Annotated in this window: 19 protein-coding genes and 2 pseudogenes; 15 read left to right on the top strand and 6 right to left on the bottom strand. The window is 59.5% G+C overall.

The genetic code is table 11. The features are described from left to right. Together BGO16_RS09775 and BGO16_RS09770 are read right to left on the bottom strand one after the other, a co-directional pair. Positions 1-1,988, bottom strand: a pseudogene (locus BGO16_RS09775) (hypothetical protein); the annotation flags it as partial. 466 nt (positions 1,989-2,454) lie between these two features. After that, the gene (locus tag BGO16_RS09770; RefSeq protein WP_292618494.1) at positions 2,455-3,006 is read right to left on the bottom strand and encodes an invasion associated locus B family protein; all 552 of its coding nucleotides are present in this window, start codon (positions 3,004-3,006) and stop codon (positions 2,455-2,457) included. A 180-nt stretch (positions 3,007-3,186) separates the two neighbouring features. Here BGO16_RS09770 and BGO16_RS09765 point away from each other — a divergent pair, with 180 nt between their 5' ends. Next, complete coding sequence (locus tag BGO16_RS09765; protein ID WP_292618493.1) at positions 3,187-3,825, top strand: response regulator transcription factor; 639 nt, start codon at positions 3,187-3,189, stop codon at positions 3,823-3,825. 67 nt (positions 3,826-3,892) lie between these two features. Here the strand turns inward: BGO16_RS09765 and BGO16_RS09760 are convergent, their stop codons facing one another. Beyond that, positions 3,893-5,641, bottom strand: a complete 1,749-nt coding sequence (locus BGO16_RS09760; protein ID WP_292618492.1) for a hybrid sensor histidine kinase/response regulator — start codon at positions 5,639-5,641, stop codon at positions 3,893-3,895. Positions 5,642-5,660: 19 nt separating this feature from the next. Between BGO16_RS09760 and BGO16_RS09755 the strand changes: the two genes are divergently transcribed. Both BGO16_RS09755 and BGO16_RS09750 read left to right on the top strand, forming a co-directional pair. Next, the gene (locus BGO16_RS09755) at positions 5,661-5,945 is read left to right on the top strand and encodes a hypothetical protein (RefSeq protein WP_292618491.1); all 285 of its coding nucleotides are present in this window, start codon (positions 5,661-5,663) and stop codon (positions 5,943-5,945) included. 802 nt (positions 5,946-6,747) lie between these two features. Further along, on the top strand, positions 6,748-7,182 hold the full coding sequence (locus BGO16_RS09750) for a DUF3016 domain-containing protein (RefSeq protein WP_292618490.1): 435 nt from the start codon (positions 6,748-6,750) through the stop codon (positions 7,180-7,182). A gap of 192 nt (positions 7,183-7,374) precedes the next feature. Here the strand turns inward: BGO16_RS09750 and BGO16_RS09745 are convergent, their stop codons facing one another. Further along, entirely contained in the window at positions 7,375-8,613 is a 1,239-nt protein-coding gene (locus tag BGO16_RS09745; RefSeq protein ID WP_292618489.1) for an FAD-dependent oxidoreductase, read from the bottom strand. Positions 8,614-8,943: 330 nt separating this feature from the next. Here BGO16_RS09745 and BGO16_RS09740 point away from each other — a divergent pair, with 330 nt between their 5' ends. The 4 genes from BGO16_RS09740 (at position 8,944) to BGO16_RS09725 (ending at position 13,670) form a co-directional block, all read left to right on the top strand. Next, positions 8,944-9,195 carry a conjugal transfer protein TraD gene (locus tag BGO16_RS09740; protein WP_292618488.1) on the top strand — a complete coding sequence of 84 codons (252 nt, stop codon included), beginning with the start codon at positions 8,944-8,946 and terminating at the stop codon, positions 9,193-9,195. A 317-nt stretch (positions 9,196-9,512) separates the two neighbouring features. After that, on the top strand, positions 9,513-10,022 hold the full coding sequence (locus BGO16_RS09735; protein ID WP_292618487.1) for a sigma-70 family RNA polymerase sigma factor: 510 nt from the start codon (positions 9,513-9,515) through the stop codon (positions 10,020-10,022). A gap of 112 nt (positions 10,023-10,134) precedes the next feature. Continuing rightward, positions 10,135-11,085, top strand: a complete 951-nt coding sequence (locus BGO16_RS09730) for a FecR family protein (RefSeq protein ID WP_292618485.1) — start codon at positions 10,135-10,137, stop codon at positions 11,083-11,085. Positions 11,086-11,216: 131 nt separating this feature from the next. After that, positions 11,217-13,670 carry a TonB-dependent siderophore receptor gene (locus tag BGO16_RS09725; protein WP_292618484.1) on the top strand — a complete coding sequence of 818 codons (2,454 nt, stop codon included), beginning with the start codon at positions 11,217-11,219 and terminating at the stop codon, positions 13,668-13,670. A 382-nt stretch (positions 13,671-14,052) separates the two neighbouring features. Here BGO16_RS09725 and BGO16_RS09720 read toward each other — a convergent pair whose 3' ends face one another. After that, on the bottom strand, positions 14,053-14,289 hold the full coding sequence (locus BGO16_RS09720) for a hypothetical protein (RefSeq protein WP_292618483.1): 237 nt from the start codon (positions 14,287-14,289) through the stop codon (positions 14,053-14,055). A gap of 296 nt (positions 14,290-14,585) precedes the next feature. On the opposite strand from BGO16_RS09720, the pseudogene BGO16_RS09715 reads away from it, so the two are divergent. Continuing rightward, positions 14,586-15,305 (top strand): annotated as a pseudogene (locus BGO16_RS09715) (L,D-transpeptidase); the annotation flags it as partial. Between the two features lie 285 nt (positions 15,306-15,590). Here BGO16_RS09715 and BGO16_RS09710 read toward each other — a convergent pair. Then, positions 15,591-16,145 carry a thioredoxin family protein gene (locus BGO16_RS09710; protein ID WP_292618482.1) on the bottom strand — a complete coding sequence of 185 codons (555 nt, stop codon included), beginning with the start codon at positions 16,143-16,145 and terminating at the stop codon, positions 15,591-15,593. Between the two features lie 329 nt (positions 16,146-16,474). On the opposite strand from BGO16_RS09710, the gene BGO16_RS09705 reads away from it, so the two are divergent. From BGO16_RS09705 to BGO16_RS09675, 7 genes are all read left to right on the top strand, one after another. Continuing rightward, positions 16,475-16,990 (top strand): RNA polymerase sigma factor, encoded by a 516-nt coding sequence (locus BGO16_RS09705; RefSeq protein ID WP_292618481.1) that lies wholly within the window; start codon positions 16,475-16,477, stop codon positions 16,988-16,990. 138 nt (positions 16,991-17,128) lie between these two features. Further along, on the top strand, positions 17,129-18,100 hold the full coding sequence (locus BGO16_RS09700; protein WP_292618479.1) for a FecR family protein: 972 nt from the start codon (positions 17,129-17,131) through the stop codon (positions 18,098-18,100). A gap of 153 nt (positions 18,101-18,253) precedes the next feature. Continuing rightward, positions 18,254-20,743, top strand: a complete 2,490-nt coding sequence (locus BGO16_RS09695) for a TonB-dependent receptor (RefSeq protein ID WP_292618478.1) — start codon at positions 18,254-18,256, stop codon at positions 20,741-20,743. Between the two features lie 3 nt (positions 20,744-20,746). Then, positions 20,747-21,013 (top strand): hypothetical protein, encoded by a 267-nt coding sequence (locus BGO16_RS09690; RefSeq protein ID WP_292618477.1) that lies wholly within the window; start codon positions 20,747-20,749, stop codon positions 21,011-21,013. 1 nt (position 21,014) lies between these two features. After that, a complete protein-coding gene (locus tag BGO16_RS09685) occupies positions 21,015-21,308 on the top strand; it encodes a hypothetical protein (protein WP_292618476.1) in 294 nt (97 codons plus the stop codon). A gap of 7 nt (positions 21,309-21,315) precedes the next feature. Next, positions 21,316-22,965 (top strand): PepSY-associated TM helix domain-containing protein, encoded by a 1,650-nt coding sequence (locus BGO16_RS09680; RefSeq protein WP_292618475.1) that lies wholly within the window; start codon positions 21,316-21,318, stop codon positions 22,963-22,965. A 98-nt stretch (positions 22,966-23,063) separates the two neighbouring features. Then, positions 23,064-23,249 (top strand): hypothetical protein, encoded by a 186-nt coding sequence (locus BGO16_RS09675; RefSeq protein WP_292618474.1) that lies wholly within the window; start codon positions 23,064-23,066, stop codon positions 23,247-23,249. The last annotated feature ends 156 nt before the right edge of the window (positions 23,250-23,405 follow it).

Raw genomic sequence — 23,405 nt, 5'->3', positions numbered from 1 at the left:
GTCACCGTCACAGCGTCGGCATTGCCGCCACTGCCGCCAGTGCCGCCGTGGGCGACGACGCCAGCACCGCCGCCACCGTGACCGCCGGTACCGCCGACGCTTTCAGCGAATACGCCATAGGCTACGGCACCACCGGTGTTGAGGGTGCCATCGACGTTGACCGTCACCAGCTTGCCCGAGCCCGCAGCGCCGCCAGTGCCGCCGCTACCGCCAGCACCGCCGGCGTCGTCGCCGTTGCCGCCCATGCCTCCGGCGCTTTGCGCAAACGCGCCATAGGCGGCCGTGCCGGTCGTCTTGACGGTTCCGTTTGCATTGATGATGACGATATCGCCATCACCTCCAGCGCCACCATTGCCGCCAGCGGCGTTGAACGCGTCACCGCTATTGCCGTTGCCGCCATTGCCGCCGGCGCTCAACGCATACAGCGCCACGGCATTTGCTCCACCTGTGGTGACCGTGCCGCTGGAGGTCAGCGAGACCGCGCCGCCGGCACCGGCATTGTGGCTATTGCCCGCATTGGCATTGGTGAGCGAGAAAGCATGGCCGCCATTGCCGCTGTCGCCGCCCTGGCTGTAGGCAAAGAGACCGAATGCTCCTGCACCGCTCGTGGTGACGTTCGCTGTCGTATCGATGGTCACGCCACCGGCCGCACCGCCATCCGCACCATTGCGTGCGTTGGCGTTGAAGGAACCCAGCGCATTGGCGCCGTCGCCACCGCGGCCGCCAAGACTTTCACCAAAAATGCCGATGGCGTTGACGCCATCCGTTGTCACGCTGCGGACGCCGACGCCGTTATCGGCAATCGTCACCTGCCCACCCGCACCACCGATGCCGCCGTTGCCGCTGGTCCCGTCAACGGTCAGACTGTCGCTGGCGTCGCCACCGACGCCGCCCACGTCGCCCTGGCTCAGGGCATAGATGCCATAGCTGGTGGAACCATGGGTTTTCACGACAACGGATCCGTCCATCGTCACGGTAACGGCGCCACCCGTACCCCCGGTGCCGCCATCGCGTCCCACCGCCGTACCGCCGGTGGCGCTGCCGCCGTTGCCGCCTCGACCGCCAACGCTGTTGGCAAAAATGCCGATGGCGTCGGCATCCGCGGTCGTCGCCACGCTGCCTGAGGCCGTGACTGTCACGGCGCCGCCAACGCCACCCGCTGCACCGTAACCACCACCAGTATTGGTCGAACCCCGCTCGCCGGCCGCGCCGCCGGTGCCGCCGAAGCCGCCCTGGCTTTGCGCGTAGATGCCGTAGCTGCCGTTGCCGTGCGTCGTGATGCTGTCAGTCGTCGTGACCGTGACCGCGCTGGCGTCGCCGCCCAGGCCGGCATTGCCGCCGCTGGCGCTGCCGAGACGGTTCTCGTTTTTGCCGTCGCTGCCGGAACCCGCGATGTTGACGGCAACGATGCCGTGAGCAAACGACAGCGGATCAGTCAGACTCGATGTCCCGGAGGTTTCGATCGACCCGTTGTTTGTCACGGTGACGGTGCCGACGCCGATACCATAGGTGCTGCTGTTGGTGGTGTGACCCGAGCTTGAAAACGCGTAGATGCCGGCAGCACCATCGTTTGTGGTCGTGATTGAGGCTGTGCCGGCGTTGGTGACCGTCACCACGCCGCCCGGCGCACCGAGAGCGCCGTCGTCCTGGTTGTTTGGCCTGCCGTTACCGCCAATCGAACGGGCCAGGATGCCGTATGCATTGACGCCAGTGGTGGTGACCACGCCGGCATTCGACACGGTCACGTCACCGGCGATGCCGCCGTGTCCCTGGCTGACGTCAAAGGAATTGCCGCCGGTGCTCGAGACATAGATGCCACTGGCGCCGCCGGTGGCGTGAATAACGACGGTATCGTCCGTAGTGACACTCAGGTTCGTGCCGTCTGCGCCACTGCCGTTGTTACCCCCATCGGCGCCCTCCGACCTGAACGCGATCCCGTTCGGCGGCCCGATGTTCGTCGTTACTGACTGGACGAACAGGCTGGTCAAGCCGCTGCCAGTATTGATTTGTATGCCAGCCGATTGGTCGCCCGAGCAGGTCGCGGTCGTACCATTGATAGTGCAGGGATCAGCACGTGCCGGGCCGATCGCGCAAGTCGCAAGCGCAAAAACGGTTGTTGCCAGCGGAGAAGCGCCGGCGCGTAGCTTAGGCAATCTAAGCTGACGACCGGATAGGTCGAATGGTTGCACGGTTTGCCCCAACTGTATTCACGAGAACGCGTACAGAACGCATTTGCGTTGCTGCGCATGCCCAATGAATCGTCCCGCGCTTATCTTTGAACGGCCCGATGCGCTCTAACAAGTGCAAGCCAATCCGTTTGAGGTCTTAAGACTTAAGGGCAGCCGTTCGAGGCAAGGTCACGGCAGCGGTCTCCAAGGCATTGGAGCATGCGAACGCGACGGTCTCACGCCGAGAGGATAGGGCGGCTTAGTGCTACGCTCCGACAGCGAATGCTTACTTGATTTTATCGTAGGCCGGCACAAATCCGGTCAGCGGCATTTCGACCAGAACAGCTTGTTTGTTGGCGTTCTGAAACGCCACCTTCAACACCTTGCCCTTGCGCATGGCATCGAGCAGTTTGTCCGAAATTTGCGCACCGGCATAACATCCTGATGGCGTACAGGTCTGAATGGCCAGATTTTCGGCCGTACCTTCATCGACCCTTATAGCCATCGGTTCAACGACAAGAATACCGAGCGGAAGCTGCATCATCATGACCGGCTTTTTGGTTTCCGCCGGGACGCGAACCGTGATGCCGGTTACGATCTGGTTGTTATCACGCTGTAAAACCTGTTGGAATGCCCGACAATCAAGCACTTTACTATCGCTGGTACATTCGACCCGCCAGCCATTCGAGACCGACGCCGGTTTGGTGTTTTGTGCCTTTGCATCGTTGAGCGTGACGCAAAGACCCGCCACACTGATGCAGACGAGAGCCAGACCTATGAGACGAGCGCGGACGATGTTTCGAAATGTCGACGGTGCGATTGACGTGCTTCCCTGCATCGCTCACGCATATCCCCTGAATTGAGCGGCCGTCCATCTATTTCTGGTCGATCGCACCGCTGTCGAAGTCCTAAGACGGGCATGTACCATACGACCAAAGGGCCAGCTTTTGCTCCATGGCCGGTTACCGTGTATTCATGTCGCGTTGAGATCCGCCTCTGCTGACTGGAGCCGCCTGCCGTGAAGCTGCTTCTCATCGACGACCATTCAATCATGCGCGCTGGATTGGCCGCGCTCCTCACGCAAACCAGGGCGGATATCGAAATCCTTGAGGCAGGCGATGCCGCTGGTGGGATACGCGAAGTCGATGCGCATGACGATCTTGATGCAGTCTTCCTCGACCTGAACATGCCGGGCGAAGACGGCATGTCCGCGCTGCGCGAGATCGGCAAGCGGCGGCCGGACCTGCCGGTTATCCTGCTGTCGTCTTCGGAAAATCCGGAACACGTCAGGCAAGCTCTGGCGGCAGGCGCCCTCGGCTATCTGCCCAAATCGGCCAGCCCGCAGACATTGATATCGGCGTTGCAGCTGGTGCTGTCCGGGGAAGTTTATGTTCCTCAAATTATGTTGCGAACTGATGCGTCGCAGGCAAGCGACAGGCCGCCGACGGCTATGATAAATTTCAGCGCTCCGCTCACCGAGCGCCAGATTGATGTGTTGAAGCTGCTCGGCCGCGGCATCTCCAACAAGGAGATCGGCCGCGAGTTGCTGGTTTCCGAACGCACCGTGAAAGCGCATGTCACTGCGATCTTCAAATCGCTCGGTGTCGTCAACCGGACGCAGGCCGTCGAGGCTGCCCGGCGCGCCGCCCTTATTTAGAGGGCCGAGTCTGGCATTCAATCGCGAATTTCGCGCTCTGGTGGCCAGCTAACTCAAATCCACTACCCTAGGCCGGTTCTCCGGAACGGGTGCTGGCGATTGTCAAATTGGTGATCGCCGCACGGAGTTTGCTATTCGAAACCGGCTTGTGCATCAGAAAGCAACTGCTCTCGCTCGCCTCCCTGATGCGGTTTGGCGCGGTATCGCCTGTCATGAGAATGGCGGGAATATTCTCGTTAAATTCGGACCTCAGCTGCTGGATCGTCTCGATGCCGTTTTCAGTCGATCGTAAGCGATAATCTGAAATGATGAGATCGGGTACCACAGTGAAGTCGGCAATCTGCGCCAGCATGTCCTGACATGAGCCGGCGACGGTGACGACGTGCCCCCAGGAAATAAGCAGACTTTGCATCGATGTCTGAATCGCGACCTCGTCATCGATGACGAGAATGAACAGTGAATTCGCCGCGGCCGGTGGGCCGTCAATTTCCTGCATCGTCACGGATGGCTCTCGCTGCGATATCGGAACCGACAGCTTGAATACGGAGCCGCGACCAGCCGAAGATTGCAGCGTCAGCGGCGTTTTCAAAATGTCCGTCAATCTGGCGACGATGGCGAGGCCGAGTCCTAGTCCCCGGCTACGATCTCGTTCAGGATTTCCTACCTGATAGAACTCCTGGAAGATGAGGTCGCGCTCATCCGGCGCTATGCCGCGACCGCTATCCCAAACTTCGACACTCAGCCGCTCGCCGCGACGACAACCGACGACGACGCGTCCATTATCGGTATATCGAATCGCATTCGAGATCAGATTGCGCAGGATGCGTTCGAGCAGCACCGGATCGCTCTCAACGAGCAGCGAGCAGGGAATCAAGGTCAGCTTCAGATTTTTCCGCGTCGCTTCGGCGCCTTCATCGCGACATATTCGCTTCAACAGCGCCAGAATCGGAAACGATTGAAATTGTGCCTGAATCACTCCCGCATCGAGCCGGGAAATATCCAGCAGCGATGTGAACAGGCCATCAAGTGCACCGACCGAGTCGTCGATCTGTTTGACCAGTCGTCGTGCATCGTCATCCATCTGCCGGGTGCGTAAAGCACCGACAAACATGCTCAGAGCGTGGACCGGTTGACGCAGATCGTGGCTCGCCGACGCCAGAAAGCGGGATTTGGCGATACTCGCTTCCTCTGCCTTCTCCTTTTGCAGACGCAAATTCGTTGCCAGGTCGAGGTTTTCAAATTGCAACCGGAGAGACTTATTGAGGATTTCGCTGTGCTTCTTCGCCAGCATGGCAATAACGGCAGTCCATAATGTGGCGAGTGCAGCGTAGGTCCAGTGTAATACATCAGGATGCGAGGCTGCCCAGATCGTAGTGGGCACCATGATAGAGCACAGATTGCAATAATATGCCGGGAGATAGGTCGCGAAGGCGGTGATGGCTCCAGCCGCGATACCCGCGCAAACCAGCAGCACGATAAACTGCAATTCGACGCGGCTCGGACTCATCAGCAAGAGCGAGCCGAATCCCCAGGTCAATCCGCCGGCAAGAGTACTGGCTATGGCGCGTTGCGCCCAACGACGCCAATCCGGCGGCGCCGGCCTTGATTTCCAGTAGGCGCGGATGAGCACGAACCTCGTCATGGATTGTCCGAAGACGAGCGTCACAAAGATCACAGCCGCCGGCAATGGCACCGCGCCGAGGCTCACCAGCATGCCGGACAGGATCGCAGCCGCAATCAGGCTTCCGACCGTCCCTTCCACCGCGTTTCCGTAGAGCGCGGCGACCTGTTCGGCACGTAATTTGTCGTGGTGCAAAATAGACATTGGAAATGTAATGTGTGGGTCCGTTGCCTCGATCCTGGTCGGCAACAAGCCACATCGCTTCCGCGACATCAACATGGATTTCCTCCGCAGTCACGTTGCAGCGGCAAGCTATGGCCTGACCGGCGACAGCTCCTGGAGGCGAGTACAGTCTCGCGAGACATCCTTTTTGATCGCGGATCGCTGCGCTCGCGTCGGTGACAAGTGGGAATCCTACAACGACGAACTCCGTGAGGCTCGCCATTGGGCGATCGGCCTCGCCGAGGGGATCTCGCTGGTTGCGCGCGATGGCGGCTGAGCAGCCGCGTCCGTCGTCCGCTCATTCACGCTTCAACAAATGCCCGGCCCCGCGCCGGGCATTTCGCATTCAACGCACTTATTGAAAGGAGGCCCATGATGGGATGGCTCTATATGCAATCGTTCGACAGACATTCGGGGCCCCGCCGGTGCCTCGACGCGCAATTCACCTGTCAGTGTGACGATGTGAGGTTGAAAGTGTTGCGCTCTGCGCTTGTGCGTATGCGCACCTATTTGCGCCACCCTCGAATACGCGCGCGTTACAACCGTCACTCCGTCGTCGTCATCGTCTGCCTCGTTCGCTATAACCCTGTTCTAGAAAACCGGCCTTGGGCTAGGCGCGCGCTCGATCGAGGTTTGCCTCGAACGCCTGTTTCCTAGTTTGTCGCGCCTTCAATGATCATTGTCAGGAGGCTAACGCATGACGCAGATCAAACGCTAAAAAAACCCTTTGCAACTTCCGTAGTCACTTAAGGAGACGGCGACTCGTCTTACTATGAAGGATGTCCGAGGCGAAATTGGACAGTCTCACCGCCTGGCTGTTGGACCTGCCGCAGGACATGCCCAACATCTAGCCCGGCACCGCGGGAACCTACCGACGCAGGATCGAGAGCCTGACTGCCGCTCTCCCATCTTGATGACGTGCTTGTAGTCTCCGCCGGGAGGCCGCAAATCTGGATCGTTTGCCTTCCGTGCTTATGTTCTGTTGACACAAGCTGAAAGGTGAAACAATGCGCTGGAATTTTAGCCTTGCCGTGGTTCTTGCTATTGTCATCCTTGCGCCGGCATCGAGCTTCGCCGGCGTGCAGGTGCGTTTTATCGGCTCGGACCGCTATACCGATGCCGGCTCGTTTGAGTCCTCGCGCGCGTCGACCGAAGCCGCGTTGCGCGCTCATCTCAATCGCCTCGGTAAGCGATACCTCACGCCCGGGCAGACCCTCAGCATCGACGTTCTGGATATCGATCTTGCCGGTCAGAATGAGCCATTGCGCTTTGGCCCCTCCGACCTGCGGGTGATGCGCGGTGTAACACCGCCCAGAATCAAGCTGCGCTATGCTCTGACCGAAAGAGGCCGGCACCTACGGAGCGGTGAGGAAACCCTCAGCGATATCAACTATCAAATGAATCCTTCCGCGCATCTTTCCAGCGACCGCTACGTTTACGAAAAAGCGCTGCTGGACGACTGGTTCGGGCGCACCTTCCCCGGCCGGCAGATCGATCGGCGTCACAAGTTCTGACGAGCGCGGCGCTCGCCCGCCCGATACGCACAGCGCGAACCGGGTGATCGGGACGGAACGAAAGAGTGATCGGCAGAGCACGGTCGATCATCATGCACGATTCAGCCCTTTGACGCGCAAGGGCCGCTCTTGGTGATCGATGCAGGCTGCCGTGCGCTCAGCGCTCAACTTGCTCCCATGCGCGGAGTAGTATTAAGATTCCACGTCGCCAGCGCGAGGAGTGCGTAATGTCCGTTCCTGTACGCATTCCGATCTGAAACCGAGCCCGACGAGCCGGCCCGCGAGATGCGCAAGAACGGGCCAGCGGGCGATGTAGCGCATGAAGATCGGCGGCCCTTGGCGTTGTTTTTCGGCGGTTTCTCGGTTGTTTCGGTCGCGCTGCATCATCAATTGCAATTTCTGCGTCGCCTTTGTCGGGAATGACCGTCGTGCCTCGACAGCGATCAGATGCTTGTCCGTCAGCGTGCCGTCGCGCAGCGGCCCGGCCAGGATATTCGCGGCGGCGACTGCATCCTGAATTGCGAGATTGACGCCGAAGCCGCCGATCGGCGACATCGCGTGCGCGGCATCGCCGATGCACAGAAGTCCCGGTCGCCACCAACGCTTGAGGCGATCGATGCGTACACTCAGCAGATGAACATCGTCCCATGAGCGGACCTCGTCCATGCGTTCAGGCGGCAGCGGCGAGATCGCGGCGACGGTCGTGCGAAATGCTTCGAGTCCCGCAGCCTTGACGTCGTCGAACGAGCCTTTGCCGACGACGTAGCCGCATTGCCAATAGTCGCCACGGTCCACCATGACAAAGCCCTGTCGCGGACCGCCGTGGCCCATGACGTAGGGCGGGTCGTCGGGCTTGTGCGACAGCCTCATCCACAACACGCTACGCGGACTGCCGAAGCGCTCGATCTCAAGGCCAGCCTTGTCCCGCACGACCGAATTGCGGCCATCCGCGCCAACGACGAGAGTCGATCTGATTTGCAGGTCGCCGGTCGGGGTCGCGGCCCTGATACCAACGATCCGCCCGGCTTTCTCGATCAGCTCTGTCACCGCTGCCTGCATCACCAGTTGGAAATTCGGGAAAAGGGCCGCTTCTTGCGCTACGTAATTGAGGAAGTCCCATTGCGGCAGGAACGCAATGAAGCGGCATTTGGTCGGCAGTCGTGAGAAGTCGGCAAGCGTGACGTCCTTGCCGCCGATCTCGGCATGAAGCCTCGGAGCCTGGGTGTGCGGCAGCTTCAGAAGCCCGTCGAGCAGAGCGAGCTGGTGCATCACCTCGAGGGTCGAAGGATGTACTGTGTCGCCACGAAAATCGCGCAGGAAGTCGCTGTGCTTCTCCACTACGGTGACATCGATGCCGGCACGGGCAAGCAACAAGCCGAGCATGAGGCCGGCGGGACCGGCACCAACGATGCAGCAAGTCCGGTCGGTCATCTCGTGACACTTCCCGGAGTACGTCGTCTCAACGAACTGATCTCCTGATATTCCGATCCGGCGATGCTGGGACGTTGGCACAGTTGACAGATCGCGGAAGGAAAAGCTACCCAGAAATGTAATATTATAACATTATAAAACGTACGTCGATATGGCGACGGCCCGCACTGCTTTATCCGGGCGCATGCTCCACTTGTCGAGCAGACGGACGCGCGATGGATGGCGCGGGTGACGGAATTCGCGGCGTTCAAGCGCAATATCCGGTTGCGTGGGCGTGGGAGTCTGTGATCGTGAAGGTCGACGAGGCTGACGCCAATCATTTCGCATGACATGCGCACCTGGCAGGTCGAGCGCCGCAACCGCACGCGGCATCTGATCGAACTCGGTGGCCTCTTCGTCAAAGCCGGGATTGTGGACCTGACCGGCGACGACTGCGCCACCATCAATGGCGCTCTTGTCTGGATTGCCGACAAGCTCCGGAGCGAGGACGGTGAACGGGCGCGCGCGCGTCTGGACAAAATTGGGAAAGTTGGCGTTCTGGCGGATCGTTCGGCAGGCGAAAATAACAGGATGAAGTCGTAACGGGATAAAGCGTGACCGATGGCGGCCGGCGCGGAGATCCCGCATATCGCAGCGCCGCCGCCATCGCGCGGCTTGCCGTGGAACGGTGGCGGTGCTGCCGTTCCGCGTTGCCCCTGCAAATTCTCGAATCAAATTCAATGTCCTGGATCGTCAACCGTATTTGGGCATCAAGTGCGGTCGGGCAGGGTGGGTCGACATCGTTTAGAGCCGATCTAATTTATTGAGATTGCCACCGTTTTCGTGGCTCACTATAGGAGCCTGACCACCGCGACGATGAGAACCAAGCGCGCCTTCGCGTACCTAAGCGGCGTTATGCAATGACCGAAGCCATTGTTCATCCAATTGGTCAACTGATCGAAAGCCATTATTTCGAGTTGCGGTTGTTTGCTCGCCGCAAGCTCCGCGACGCGACGCTTGCGGAGGATGTGGTTCAGGAAGCGTGTCTGCGGGTCGCGAGTGCGCAGAATGGGGAGATCGAAAACCCTCGCGCTTTCCTTTATCGCGTTGTCAGCAATCTCGTCATTGACCACCAACGAAAAGCACAGCGGCACGCATTAACGACCGGGTGCTCTGTCGACGATCTGGAGATCGTCGACGAATCGGCGGATGCTGAACGCCAGCTTGTCGCCAAACAACGGCTTGCACTGTTGTCCAGGGCCATTGCCGAACTGCCGCCGCGCTGCCGCGAGTGTTTCGTTCTTCGGCGCTTCGACGACCTCGACTATGACGAAATCGCCCGACGCATGGGTATCAGCCGCAACATGGTCGCGAAGCATCTTCGACTGGCAATCACCCATTGCACCCGGCGGGTACGAGAAGGCGATTGATTTTTTTCCGATCCGACCTCCTGTTCTTTTGAATTTCGTCGTCATACAGGCGAGAGTGCGGGTTCGACCGCAACATCCATCCTGCGGATGCGCGAGGATGCCGAACTGAACCATGGAACACGGCGAAAAACCATCGACCCTGGATGAGGCTGCCGAATGGTACATCAGGCGCGATGGGGAAGCTTTGTCGGCGGCGGAATATGCCGATTTCGAGCGATGGATAAGCGATCCGGCGAACCGGGCCGCCTACGCGGAAATCGACGCGACGTGGCGTGACGTGGCGGCGCTTCCGCGCCCGGCCGTGGTATCTGCTTACACGTCATCCCGCCGCTCTTTATGGCGCGGCGTCCGCCAACAGGCGCTGGCGGCGGTCGCCGCCATCGTCGTGATCTTTGGGGTCGGATATGGCTTCGACCTGCCGATGCGCTTCAAGGCCGATGCGTATACCGAGACCGGAGAAACGAGAACGGTTACGCTTTCGGATGGCTCAAGTGTCGTTCTCAATACCGCGAGCGCGATCGCGATCGATTATTCCGCCGGCGCGCGGCGCATCCGCCTGCTTCGCGGCGAGGCGTTGTTCACAGTGGCCAAGGATGCCTCACGACCATTTCTCGTTGACGCCGACACCGGCGAGGCTCGGGCGCTGGGGACAGCCTTTGCGGTTCGGCGGGAGTATGAAGGGGTGTCCGTAACGGTGCTGGAGAGCCGTGTCGGCGTGTCATACCTTGCCGGCCAACCCCCCATGGTCGAACTGTCGCCCGGCGAGACCGTCAGTTATTCGAAGGCTGGGGTCGGTGCGGTCCGATCGGTCGATGCGAATGCGGAAACGGCCTGGCGGCGTGGCAAGCTGATTTTCGTCGATAAGCCGCTCGGTGACGTGATCGCCGAGCTTAATCGCTATCACTCTGGACGTATTCAAATCACTGATAGCTCGATCAGCAGCCACCCCGTGAGCGGCGTGTTCGACACGCGAAACCCCATTGGCGTTCTCGATGCCATCGAGGGAACGCTCGGGCTGCATTCGACCCGGCTGACAAACCTCCTGATCCTCCTTCATCGCTGACGCGATTTTATTTTCATTCGCGACCTCCCCGTTTGGAGCCGTGCGGCGTCACACCAATGAACGCCCGACCTGCGGCACCTTGAATGGCGCCGCTGCCGCGGGGCGCTGACGGGTTTAACGGGGGCACGGGAATGCAAGCGAAGACGGGCAGGGCCAGCCAGATAGGTGCGAGCTGGAAGACCTTAGCGGCGGTTCTGACCGCAACGACAACACTCTCGACGGTGCTGATACCGATTCCCGCGAACGCGCAATCCGCGGCTCAAGCCTCAGCCGCTTCATCCACCCGAAACTACGCCATTCCTGCCGGCCCGCTACCCACCGCGCTCAATCGTTTCGCGGATATTTCACAACTCCAACTGCTTTACAGCGGGGAAACGACGCGCGGCCTGCGGACCGGCGGTCTCAACGGCACCTACACGTCGCAGCAGGCGTTGGCGCAGCTTCTGAAGGGCACGGGACTCACTTATCGATTTACAGGCCGCTCGAACGTCACGATCGAGCGGCCGGGGGCACCCGTGGCTGTGGGCGGACTTCCAGCCGGCGCGATCTCGCTCGACACGATTGATGTGCAGGGCGAGACCGCGTGGGGGCCGGTGCAGGGCTTTGTCGCCAGCCGCAGCGCCACGGGCACGAAGACCGACATTCCGATCATCGAAGTGCCGCAGTCGATCTCGGTCATCACGCGAGATCAGATCGAAGCCCGGAAACCGTCCGTCCTCGTCGATGCCTTGACGTATACGCCGGGAGTGACTGCGGAAGTCAACGGCATCATGCCGAGTGATAGTGTTATCAAAATTCGCGGCTTCGATGCGTGGGACAGGAATACTGGAAAGGGCGCGTTTTACCTGAATGGTCTTCGGACACCCAATGGCGCTTATGAACCTTACGGACTTGAGCGCATCGAGGTGATGCGGGGGGCAGCCTCGGTCCTCTATGGGCAGGGTCAGCCGAGCGGCATCGTCAACCTGGTGACCAAACGCCCGACCGAAACGCCCGTTCGCGAGGTCATGCTTCAAGGCGGGTCATTCGACCGCAAGGTCGGCGCGTTCGATATCAGCGGGCCTGCGAACGACGACAAAACATTGCTCTATCGTTTCACGGGCCTGATCCGGAACGCGAATTCCCAAATCGATTTCTCGAAGGATGATCGCGTATTTTTTGCCGGAGCCGTGACCTGGCGTCCCACTGACGCGACGGATATCACGCTCTACGGGAACTATCAGAAGGACCGCTACCGATATAACTACGGTCTGCCGGCGCAAGGAACAGTTTTACCAAATCCGAACGGGCGGATCCCGCTGACGCGCTTCTTGGGCGAGCCAACACCTGACCTCATGAATTCTCACGAAGAAGCCTCCATCGGATACAACGCCGAGCACCGCACCGACATCGGCTGGACGTTTCGGCAAAATTTCCGATATGACGATGGCAGCAATTACCGTCAAAACATGGGACTCTTGGGTCTTCAGGCTGACCTGAGAACAGTTAATCGCAGCCATTTCGTCTCTCCGCGTTTCGAAAGCGCGCTCGCGGTCGACAATCAAGCTGAACTCAAGGCGACTACGGGACCCCTGAAGCACACGCTCTTGGTCGGGCTCGACTACAGGCGGACAAGCTATCGCGAGAAGTACTACTGGAATCTGGCTCCGCCCATCGACGTCTATGCGCCGGTCTATGGCCAGCCTCTGGCTCCAGTTCTGTTCGATTGGGACCAGACTTCCACCCTGCAGCAGACGGGATTTTACCTGCAGGATCAGATCAAGCTCGACCGCTGGATCCTGACGCTGGGCGGCCGCTATGACTGGGCGACGTCCAAAGCATACGACAATTTGACGAATGCAAATGTGGAACACCAGCGCGATCGTGCTTTCACCAAGAGAGTCGGGCTTGGCTATGAGTTCGATTTCGGACTGGTGCCCTACGTGGGGTACTCGGAATCCTTTGAACCGCTTAACGGCATGACATTCGACGGAACGCTGTTCAAGCCCGAGACGGGCAGGTTGTATGAAGCCGGAATCAAGTTTCAGCCGCGAGACACCAATATGCGGCTTACCGCCGCTATCTTCGATCTACGACGCCAAAATGTCCTCGCGCCGGACCCGGATCCAACGCATCTGTTCGAGAGTATCCAGATCGGCGAGGTGACGTCGCGCGGGCTTGAGCTTGAAGCCGTTGCGAGCCTGACAAACAGCCTCAATCTGACCGCTGCTTATACTTACAACAATGTAAAGATTACGAAGAGTTCAAGCATCGATGAGACTCTGGGCAAGCGCCTTCCGCAGGTCCCTCAGCACATGGCATCGATCTGGGCCGACTACACTATTCGCGAAGGAGTGCTAAGTGGCCTGGGATTTGGCGGGGGCGTGCGCTATGTCGGCGACAGTGCCGGCGACGATCTCAACACCTTCTACGTGCCCGCCTATACGCTGGTGGACGCCATGATCCGCTACGATATCGACAACTGGCGCTTCTCCGTCAACGCAACCAATCTATTTGATAAATACTACGTCCCATCGTGTTACTACGCGACGTGTAGCATCGGTCGGACCCGGACCGTTCTCGGAACAGTGACGTATCGCTGGTAGCGGTCATCGACAAGAATTGAGACGTGACGCCTGTTAGTCGAGAGCGTCTCCATAAGGAGAACCAGAATCAGCGAAGAGTTGGTTTGTGGTCCTCGGTTGGCTGGCGCTCCCGATCTAGGTGTTCCTGGTTTTGTCTGCCTGACAAGGGCAATTGCCGCCGTCAAGCAGGAGATCGTGTGGCTTGCAAACCCTGCAGTGCGGCCAACGCGCCGGCCGCGAATGTGCCTCTGCTCGACGATGAGAGCTTCGCTTCGGCGATTGCCCGAACGACCAAACTTGCGAAGCAGCAGCCCCGATCAAGAGGCTGGCCCTCCTTTATGTGAGGACATGCCGATGCTGACGCCGGTTTAGGATGTGTCGGATCATCAACACCTGACGCCGCTCAATCGTCGATCAGAGCCGCAATCGCCGAAGCGATTATAACCGCTGCCGCTTCGTCGGCTCGCTGCGCGACGAGATGGCGGTGCTGCGTGCTCTCGGCATGGATGATCGCCGCATCGCCGCGCAACTTGACCTCGAGAAACATGACGTGCGGGTGTTCTCTCCAAAACCAAGGGAGATAATCCTGCGCCGCAACATTCAGTGCAGCAACAATCGGCGCATCTTCGTCCGTCGGCATTGGATGGCCAAAAGGAAGCCCTGAAACTCGCTGCAACCTTCCTGGCGTGTGCAATCGAGATGATCGCAGGTCCTCGACGCCCTTTAGCCAGGGTCGTAACACCGAATTTGGCCGAGGTCTGCGGCCGCCCTGATGATGGGAACTTCTTCTGAACGCTAACTTGATGGTTCCCTCTCGGACAGCCCACATCAAAAGCTTCTCCAACCATGAGTTCTCGGCCTCAAGCGGGAATCGCTTCAAAGTTTATTATAATTTGCTGAGGTACCGCTTTCAGGAAGATCTCTCTGGGGAGAAATATGAGGAAGCGGACAAAACGGGGAAAGACAAAGGCGATAGCACTTCCGCTGGCAGGAAGAATTGTAATTGGCTCCGTGGCCGTCGCCGCACTGGGGTACGGTTTGCTGTCTCAGCCTGCGAGCGTTCAACCGATTCAGAGGCCGTCCGTGCACCAAGTCCAGACACCGTCGACCTCAGCTCACGTATCAACGCCGGTTCATGTAACGTCAGCTCCAACTGTAATCTCGGTCCCGGCACCTCGGGTCGAAACACCAAAAGCCGCTGACGCTCCAGATAGACTTGTTCGGCAGGTGGTTAACTATGTCAGTCACCAGGCGCCAGGTACTGTCATCATCGATACCAGAAACACATTTCTTTATCTCGTTCTGAACGAGGGGCAAGCGATGCGCTACGGCATCGGTGTTGGCCGCAAAGGTTTCACATGGTCCGGCCAACAGACTGTGGCCCGTAAAACTGAATGGCCGGATTGGCGTCCACCGGCAGAGATGCTATCGCGTCAACCTTATTTGCCGCGGTTTATGGCAGGCGGTCCCGGCAATCCGCTCGGCGCTCGGGCGATGTATCTGGGCGAGACCGAATATAGAATTCACGGGACCAACAAGCCGGATACGATCGGAAAGCGGGTTTCGTCCGGCTGTATCCGGCTGACCAATGACGACGTCATGGACCTTTATGATCGGGTGAACGTCGGAGCGAAAGTGATCGTGCTTCCGGCAACCGGCGCCTCGCAAGGAACTCCGCCCCGCGCCGTCTTCTGATCGCCGGCTCCGCCGAACCGGTCCTCGGCAACCAATGCGCAGGTATTGTCAACCGAAGATGGCCGACGCCCAGTACTCAATTCTGCAGTTTAGTTCTGTAACCAAGGACACGCGGACATTCGAGAGTATGCCAACCCTCCCAACTATAGCGATAAGGAAAATAACGCGTCATGCGCTCCCAGAGCCGCAGCGAGGAGCCATGACTTTGACCACGTAGTTGGTGCAGCTTATGGTGAAGGATAGGTTTTAGGCATCTTTCCATTTGATCGAGCAGCCAAGGGATGGGTTTTGATCAGCCGGCGCCTCACCGGTCTTCGCAATCGCGCGCATGGCTTCGACGAGCTCTCGGGGCGCTCCCGCGCGGGGCGGAGTTTTGCGGCCTTCGTCGAGCCGGCCGCGGTACTTAAGCTTGCGATCAGCGCTATAACCGAAGAAGTCCGGCGTACACACCGCCCCATACGCTCGCGCAACTGCTTGGGTCTCATCGTGCAGATAAGGAAATGGAAAACTATGAGCCTTGGCGAAATGCTTCATATTCTCAAATGAATCTTCGGGATGGCTCGCCGCATCGTTTGAGCAAATCGCCACAAAACCAATGCCCTCCGACATCAGCACCCGCGCGTCCGCAACCATGCGGTCGATTATCGCTTTGACATAGGGGCAATGGTTGCAGATGAAGACGACGACGGTGCCCTTTCCGCCGGCAAGGTCGTCCAGTTCGTAAGTCTTGCCGTCGGTTGCCGGAAGCCGAAACTCTGGCGCCGGGGTGTCGAAGGTAACCTGGTCGGCTGTCATCGCCATGTCGCGTCTCCTTGTGACGGAAATAAAAATATATGTTAGCGGATTTCAAAGTTCGGCTTTTTTCGACTGCAAACGGTGAGCCCTCGAGGAGCAAATCTCGCAGTCGTCGCGACCACTTGCAAGGCGCCAGCACCTCGCGAAGCAGCTGGCGAGCCATCGGTCGCTCGATGAAGAGGCACTTCATCGGCACCGGCTTTCAGTAACCGACCATCACTCTAGATCCAATCTAAATCATCGAGTTTGCGGGAAAAGCGTTCGCCCGCTATTCGTGTGGCGAGCGGTCCCCAACGACGCGGGCTGTCGGACCGTTAGCCCCCGGTGTTGCGTTTATGAGCGACCTGACGACCAATTTGGCGGCGCTTTATGCGGATGAACAAGGGAAGCTTCAACGCCTCCTGATGCGGCAAGGCATGTCCAGGACAGCCGCTGCCGATCTCGTCCAGGAGGCGTTTCTGCGTCTGCTCGGTGCCCCCCGCGATGACGTGCGTGACCTGCGGAGCTATCTCTTCCGAACCACCCGGAATCTGTCTGTCGATCACGCGCGTCAGCGGCGCCGGAACACAATCAGCAACGCTGTTGAACTGGACGAAAATATCGTCGATCCAGCGCCGCTGCCAGACGCCGTGCTGATCTCGCGGCAGGAGTTTCAGGCGTTGCACGCGGCGCTCGCCGACCTGCCGCCACGTTGCCGCGAGGTGCTCATCCTCCATAAGTTTGAAGGCCTGAGCTACGCTGAGATTGCCGACCGTTTGGGCGTCGCCAAGAACACGGTCACGGTTCATATGGTGAAGGCCGTTTCCTGCCTGAAAGCCCGCTTCAGTAAAGTTTCTTTGCCGGGTGGCTAATTGGTTTTCCGCACAATAACGTCTTAATCTTGTAAGCTGGGCGGTATTCGAATCTCACGCGAGATCGAATCGCCAGGGAAGGCTCCTTGTATCATGGTCGATCATTGACCGCGAAATCGTTGCACCTCCTGAGGCCGCATGGACAAGCATGATATGCAGTCTGTGGACGAGCAGGCTGTCCAGTGGTTCGTCCTTCTGCGCGATGACGACGCGACGGCCGAAGATCGGAGCGCGTTCGCGAGCTGGCTTGCCGCCGACCGGGCGCATGAAGCAGCGTGGCGCTCTGTGGAACGGATGTGGGGTGGTCTCGATGCGCTGGCGCCGGACGCGGCCCGGTTGCGGCGTAAACCGAGGCGCGCGGGCCGATTGAAAGGAATTGCCGCGGCGTCCGTGTTGCTGGCTGTGCTTGGGATCGCCTGGCAGATGACCCCGGTCGGTCTGCTCGCCGACTATCGAACGGCGATCGGCGAACGCCGGGTGATCGCGCTGCAAGACGGGTCCCAGGTCGAACTCGGCGCGGCGAGCGCGCTTGATGTCGCCTTCAGCGCTGGTGAGCGCAGGGTCAAACTTTTGTCGGGCGAGGCATTCTTTACTGTAACAAAGGACGAGGCCCGACCGTTCGTCGTTGCGGCCGAGAACGGAGAAGTCAAAGTCTTGGGCACTGCGTTTGACGTCAAGATCGCCGATGGCGTCATGGTGGCGGTCACACGGAATGCAGTCCGCGTCTCCGCCCGTGCCAGCACCACCTCAAGCGCGCCGATCGTCGTCACGCAAGGTCAGGCTGTTCGCTACGATGCAGATGGGATTTCCGCCGTCAGCGCGGCCGATCTGGATTCCATCCAGGCGTGGCGACAGGGCCAGCTCGTCTTCCGCAATGTCCCCCTCGACGCGGTGCTCGCTGAGCTTCAACGTTACCGCTCCGGCCGCATTGCCTTGATTGGCGGTGCGCTGGGCCAGCGGCGGGTCACTGCGGTGTTCGACGCTCACAACGCGGATGCCGCGCTCGATACTATCGCTGAATCCCTGTCGCTGCGTGTCTATCGCGCCGCCGGCTTGCTGACCGTCATCGTTCCAAACAACGACGCTGAAAAAATTTCAGCGGGCGACTAATTACCTTTCCCAATTCCGTCGTCTTCAACACAGAGAAGGCCGCGCCGGGCTCGCTGACCTTCTGTCAACAAATGTTGAAGACGGGGGCGATTGGGCATGAGATGTGAGAACGGAAGCCGGAACGCGTGTTTTACCCGGTGTCGGACGCTGCTGATGGCGGGAACCGCGATTGCATCGGCAATGACCACCGATATCGCCAAGGCCCAGAACGTGCAACCCGCCCGCGTCGATGCGAGCGCCGGCAGCCTCAAGCTGAATATTCCGCAGCAGGGACTGGCCAGCGCGCTCATCGCATTTTCGCGGCAGACCCGCGTACAAATCTTCATCGATCAAACCCTGGCATCCGGCAAGAGTTCGCCCGGCGTCAGCGGCGTACTGACGCCTGCGGTAGCGCTCAACCGTCTCCTGTCCGGAACCGGGCTCACCTATCGCTTCACCAACGCGAGCACCGTTGCGATCGAACCTCCGGGTGCTGCGGTTACCGCTGGCGCGCTGCCAGCGGGCGCGATCCCGCTCGACACTATCGATGTACAGGGTGCGAGTAATCCTAACTCCACGATGACGCTGATGCCGGCTTATGCAGGGGGACAGATTGCGAGGGGCGGTCAGGTCGGAATGCTCGGCAATCGCGACGTGATGAACACGCCGTTCAGCCAGGCAAGCTACACCAAGAAGCTGATCGAGGACCAGCAGGCGCGCACGCTGTCGGACGTCTTAGCCAATGAATCTTCGGTAATCACCAGTTCGGGTCCCGCAGGCAGCACAAATGAATTCTGGAGCTTTCGAGGCTTCATGACCCAGACTTACGCGGCAGGGCATAGTTTGAACGGGTTGCCGGCGATGTCGCCGATGCAATTCCCGAGCACCGATTGGATCGAACGCGTCGAGGTGCTGAGAGGCCCTGCTGCTCTGTTGAAGGGCGCAGCTTTCGCCGGGCAAGGGGCCCTAGGAGGTTCTGTCAATCTAGTCACCAAGAAGGCCGGCGACGAACCGCTGGCGCAATTGACCACCCGCTATATGTCGGACTCGCGGTTCGGCGCTCATGTCGATCTAGGTCGACGCTTTGGCGATAACAAGGAGTTCGGCATCCGTTTCAACGGCTCTCTCGACGGGGGAAATACGGCGGTGGATACCCAACAGTCGAAGTTCCGGAACGCGGCATTGAATCTCGATTACCGTGGCGAACGGGTCCGGCTGTCGGCAGACTTCGCACATCAGTTCCAAAGCCTGACCGCGCCCGCAAGGAACATGGACCTCGGCAACGTAGCCGGCGGCCTGGCAAATCTCAGACAGGTTCCCTCGGCGCCGAGCACCAGCCTACCCCTCTCGCCACCATGGGGGCGATCCGAACACGAGATCACGCTGGGTATGGTGAAGGGCGAAGTCGACATTCTCGACAATGTGACGGCCTACGGGGCGGTCGGTCAACAACGATACGACGCCTTCGGCAATGTGGGAAATGTTACGTTGCTCAACTCTTCAGGTGCGATCGGCATTCGATCGCAATCGTATCGCGAGCGCTACGATGTCTTGTCCGTGCAGGGCGGCGTCAGGGCCACTGCGGATACAGGTCCCATCGCTCATGCGCTTAGCCTCGATCTGTCGCAGGTTCAATACGCCGCAAGCTTTACTAATCAGGCCAGGTCGACCAATGGTGTCGGCCCGATTGTCCCAGTCGGAACCATCTACAATCCCGATTTCTCGCTCGCCCCGATCCCGGCAGATCCAGGAAATCCTCGTAAAGCGAATGAGATCAACCTCTCGAGCATCGGCATCGCCGACACGCTGTCCATCCTCGATGAGCGAATTCAGTTTATCGCCGGGGTCCGCTATCAAGAAATACAGACGAAATATTTTGGAGGAATTAGCATCGTCGGCTCTGCTGGAGACTACAAAGCATCGGCGTGGTCGCCATCCTATGCGGTCGTCGTAAAGCCCTGGGAAAACGTTTCCCTCTACGCAAACTATATCGAAAACCTTCAACCGGGCACGACCGCCGGCAGTCGTTATGCCAATAGCGGGGCGGTATTTCCGCCGTACCAGAGCAAGCAGTATGAGACGGGCGTGAAGGTCGATTGGGGTCGCGTGACAACGACTTTGGCGGCGTTCCAGATCAGCCAACCGAGCACGCTCTCCGTTGCCAATCCCAATGGCGGGTTGCCGACGCTGGCGCTGGACGGCGAACAGAGAAACCGTGGTATCGAGCTGAATGCCTATGGCGAGTTATTCGAGGGCGTCAGATTGCTTGGCGGCGTTACCTTCCTCGACGCTCGCCGAACGAAAACCGCAAATGGCACTTTCGACGGCAAAAAGGCCGCCGGTGCTCCGGACTTTCGTGCGGTGATCGGTGGCGAATGGGACACGCCGTTTATCGATGGTCTCACCTTGTCCGGGCGCCTGACCTATACCAGCGATGTCGTGGTCGCTAACAGCGTACCGAACCTGACCGTTCCATCATGGACGCAGTTTGATTTGGGTGCCCGCTATACCTTCGCATCGCCTTGGAATGCCAAGCCAATTACCATCCGTTTCAACGTCGATAACGTCTTTGACAACAGCTACTGGAAGGTGATGCATGTTATTGGAAGTGTTTATAAGAGCGATCCGCGCACTTATCGCCTTTCGACCACGTTCAATTTCTGAATCATGGTCGTGATTCTGGCGTTGACGCTGACCATCTGCGGCTGTGCGTGCTGCTACCTTGCCAGCCCCAACCAGAAATGGTTGTCGTGGTTTCCATCGCGATGGCCGTTTCTGGCGGCGGCGAGTCTGCTGCTGGGGGCCGGTCTTGTCTCATGGATTGCGGCATTGCGGCCCTTGGCTGGCTTCTTCGTAACGCTGCACGTAGCGATGGTTTGTCTCTTCGTCTTTCCTTATTCGGCTGCCCTTCGCAGCTTCGGCCGGGGCAACTGAAATGGCCGGCGGCATTCGCCCCGACTGGTGGAGCAAGGCCAGCGCCGGCGCAATCCTGGGTTTGGGCTTGGCGCTCTCGCTGGTCGGTCTCTACGCTTATCTGGGTCCGGGCGGCATCAACGCACCGGGCGGACGCTACTCGCTGATGCGCCATTTGGAGGCGTTCGTCTGGATCATGGTATTCGGTTTCTGCTTTCTGTTTCGCAGCGGGCGCGCGGCCTGGGCGTGGTTGGGCGCGGCGAACCTGATCGCATTTGCGGCGCTGTTTGCCTGTCGCTTCTATTTCTTCGCGTGAGGGCGACATGATCCGCGCTGAGATCGTCAAGCTCTACAAGACCGTTCACACTTGGATCGGCGTCAGTTGCGGACTCGCTCTGTTTATCGCCTTTTATGCGGGCGCGCTCACGATGTTTCAGGAGCCAATCGCACGCTGGGCATCGCCGCCCGCCGTGGGGGTGGAGGCGGTATCGCTTGAGGACGCGCCCCGTCTCCTCGAACTGGTAGCCGCCGCCTATCCTGAAGCTCGGGAGGAAGGCATCACGCTGCATCTGCGGGGGCACGAGAACGAGCCTGCGCGGGTGACATGGGTAGAAGACGAGCCGCATGAGGCGGGTCAGCCGCACGGGCATGTACACTGGTGGGCAACGCTCAAGCCTGATGGCTCGCTAATGGCAAAGCAGGAGGAGCCGTCCGACCTAGCGGAGTTCATTAATGACGTCCACATGCGCATCGGGATTCCGAACCCATGGGGCTCCTATTTCATGGGAGTGGTTTCACTGCTCTACGGCGTGACGTTGATCGCCGGCGTGATCGTGCTACTCCCGTCGCTCGCCAAAGATTTCCTGGAGCTGCGGATCGGCAAGAACCTCAAGCGCATGTGGCTGGACGCGCACAACGTCGTCGGGATTACGGCGCTCCCGTTTCACCTTGTGATTGCTGTCACCGCGACAGCATGGGGGTTTGGCGTTCCGCTCTGGTCTGCGCAAGAAAGCGTAATCTTCGGCGGAAAGCAAAAGATCGCGATGGCACACGATCTCGAGCGGTGGCGCGCGCCACCGCCGACCGGCGAAGCAGGCGCGATGATGCCGCCTTCGCAGTTGCTCCAACGCCTGAACGCTCAGGTGCCCGATTTCGAGCCTAAAGTCATGGTCTTCAGAAATTTTGGAGACAAAGCCGCTGCCGCTAAATTCGCTGGAGCCGAGCGCGGCTACGTCGGGGATACACGCTTTGGAGGCGTCATTCTCAGCGCCGTCACCGGCACGCTCATCAAAGATAACCGCGCATCGCGCCAAGATCTGGATCGACGAGTCGGAACAGTGATCCTCGCGCTGCACACCGGGGAATATGGCGGGATAACGATTATATGGGCCTATTTCTTCCTCGGATTTTCCGGCGCATGGCTGTTCTATAGCGGCAACCTGCTATGGATCGAGACACGCCGGAAGAAAGCGCGCAAGGAAGGGGAGGTCGAGCAATCGCGTTCGACGCGCCTTTTGGGCAGCGCGACCGTAGGCATTTGCCTCGGCTGTGTGGCCGGCCTTTCGCTTACGATCGTTGCGGCCAAATGGCTGCATGGTCGCGTCGCCGATCTCGACGCGTGGCACGCATATATCTACTATGCGGTGTTTCTCGGCTCAATAACATGGGCCTTCGCATGGGGCGCGGCGCGCTCGGCGGTGCATTTGACGTGGCTCTGCGCCGCCTTCACCGTTGCCATTCCGCTGACCACACTGCTGGCTTGGGCTTTCCCTATGCTTGGAATGTGGGCGCATGGCAGCGCCGCGACCGTCGGCGTCGATATCGTCGCCTTCATCGGCGCGCTCTGCTTCGCCTGGGTAGCGACCGCTACCGCGTGGCGCGTCAAGAACGGCCCCGCCGATAGTGTCTGGTCCATCCGCAAGGCCGAGGGTCGCACGGCAGCGCGACAGTCTGTCGCGATTGCGGCAGAGTAACCAGCAGACGTGAAGTCTCCGTAACAATGGAACGGAGGTTCCTGAGGAACGCATTGCGGAGCGTGCCGTTGTCTCCTTCTCAGCAAAAGGAGATGCAGATGGGCAGCGATAGCAGCACGAACTTTCCTCCTGCCGGACAGCCGAAGGAGGACCCGAAGAAGACCCTCGGCAAGAGTATGCAAGAACTAACGGACGAGGCGGATAAGCACCTCTCCGAAAAAGAAAAGAAGAGTGGCGAAAGCATCAAGCACGCCCCGCCGGGCCGCAGCGACATCATTCCGTAGCACGCGAAGCTAAGTGACGAGAAAGCCGTTAGCGGCCGTAAGGGGCTGACGGCTTTTTTGGCTTGGAGCGCTTCAGGCTCTTGGATACGGCATTCCTTGCCGTGGATCGGCGCTGAATTTGCGATGACCGAGCGAGTTGCGCAGAACTATATGCGG

The sequence above is a fragment of the Nitrobacter sp. 62-23 genome (genome assembly GCF_001897285.1).
Taxonomy (GTDB): domain Bacteria; phylum Pseudomonadota; class Alphaproteobacteria; order Rhizobiales; family Xanthobacteraceae; genus Nitrobacter.
The sequence above is the reverse complement of the archived record's forward strand: the minus strand, read 5'-3'. Positions and strand labels throughout refer to the sequence as shown.

Bases quoted from the DNA above. Each gene is read 5' to 3' on its own strand.
- BGO16_RS09710 (WP_292618482.1), bottom strand. From the start codon at position 16,145: ATGGCGATGACAGCCGACCAGGTTACCTTCGACACCCCGGCGCCAGAG.
- BGO16_RS09755 (WP_292618491.1), top strand. From the start codon at position 5,661: ATGTGTGGGTCCGTTGCCTCGATCCTGGTCGGCAACAAGCCACATCGC.
- BGO16_RS09705 (WP_292618481.1), top strand. From the start codon at position 16,475: ATGAGCGACCTGACGACCAATTTGGCGGCGCTTTATGCGGATGAACAA.
- BGO16_RS09685 (WP_292618476.1), top strand. From the start codon at position 21,015: ATGGCCGGCGGCATTCGCCCCGACTGGTGGAGCAAGGCCAGCGCCGGC.
- BGO16_RS09735 (WP_292618487.1), top strand. From the start codon at position 9,513: ATGACCGAAGCCATTGTTCATCCAATTGGTCAACTGATCGAAAGCCAT.
- BGO16_RS09695 (WP_292618478.1), top strand. From the start codon at position 18,254: ATGGCGGGAACCGCGATTGCATCGGCAATGACCACCGATATCGCCAAG.
- BGO16_RS09745 (WP_292618489.1), bottom strand. From the start codon at position 8,613: ATGACCGACCGGACTTGCTGCATCGTTGGTGCCGGTCCCGCCGGCCTC.
- BGO16_RS09770 (WP_292618494.1), bottom strand. From the start codon at position 3,006: ATGCAGGGAAGCACGTCAATCGCACCGTCGACATTTCGAAACATCGTC.
- BGO16_RS09700 (WP_292618479.1), top strand. From the start codon at position 17,129: ATGGACAAGCATGATATGCAGTCTGTGGACGAGCAGGCTGTCCAGTGG.
- BGO16_RS09730 (WP_292618485.1), top strand. From the start codon at position 10,135: ATGGAACACGGCGAAAAACCATCGACCCTGGATGAGGCTGCCGAATGG.
- BGO16_RS09690 (WP_292618477.1), top strand. From the start codon at position 20,747: ATGGTCGTGATTCTGGCGTTGACGCTGACCATCTGCGGCTGTGCGTGC.
- BGO16_RS09725 (WP_292618484.1), top strand. From the start codon at position 11,217: ATGCAAGCGAAGACGGGCAGGGCCAGCCAGATAGGTGCGAGCTGGAAG.
- BGO16_RS09675 (WP_292618474.1), top strand. From the start codon at position 23,064: ATGGGCAGCGATAGCAGCACGAACTTTCCTCCTGCCGGACAGCCGAAG.
- BGO16_RS09720 (WP_292618483.1), bottom strand. From the start codon at position 14,289: ATGCCGACGGACGAAGATGCGCCGATTGTTGCTGCACTGAATGTTGCG.
- BGO16_RS09740 (WP_292618488.1), top strand. From the start codon at position 8,944: ATGCGCACCTGGCAGGTCGAGCGCCGCAACCGCACGCGGCATCTGATC.
- BGO16_RS09680 (WP_292618475.1), top strand. From the start codon at position 21,316: ATGATCCGCGCTGAGATCGTCAAGCTCTACAAGACCGTTCACACTTGG.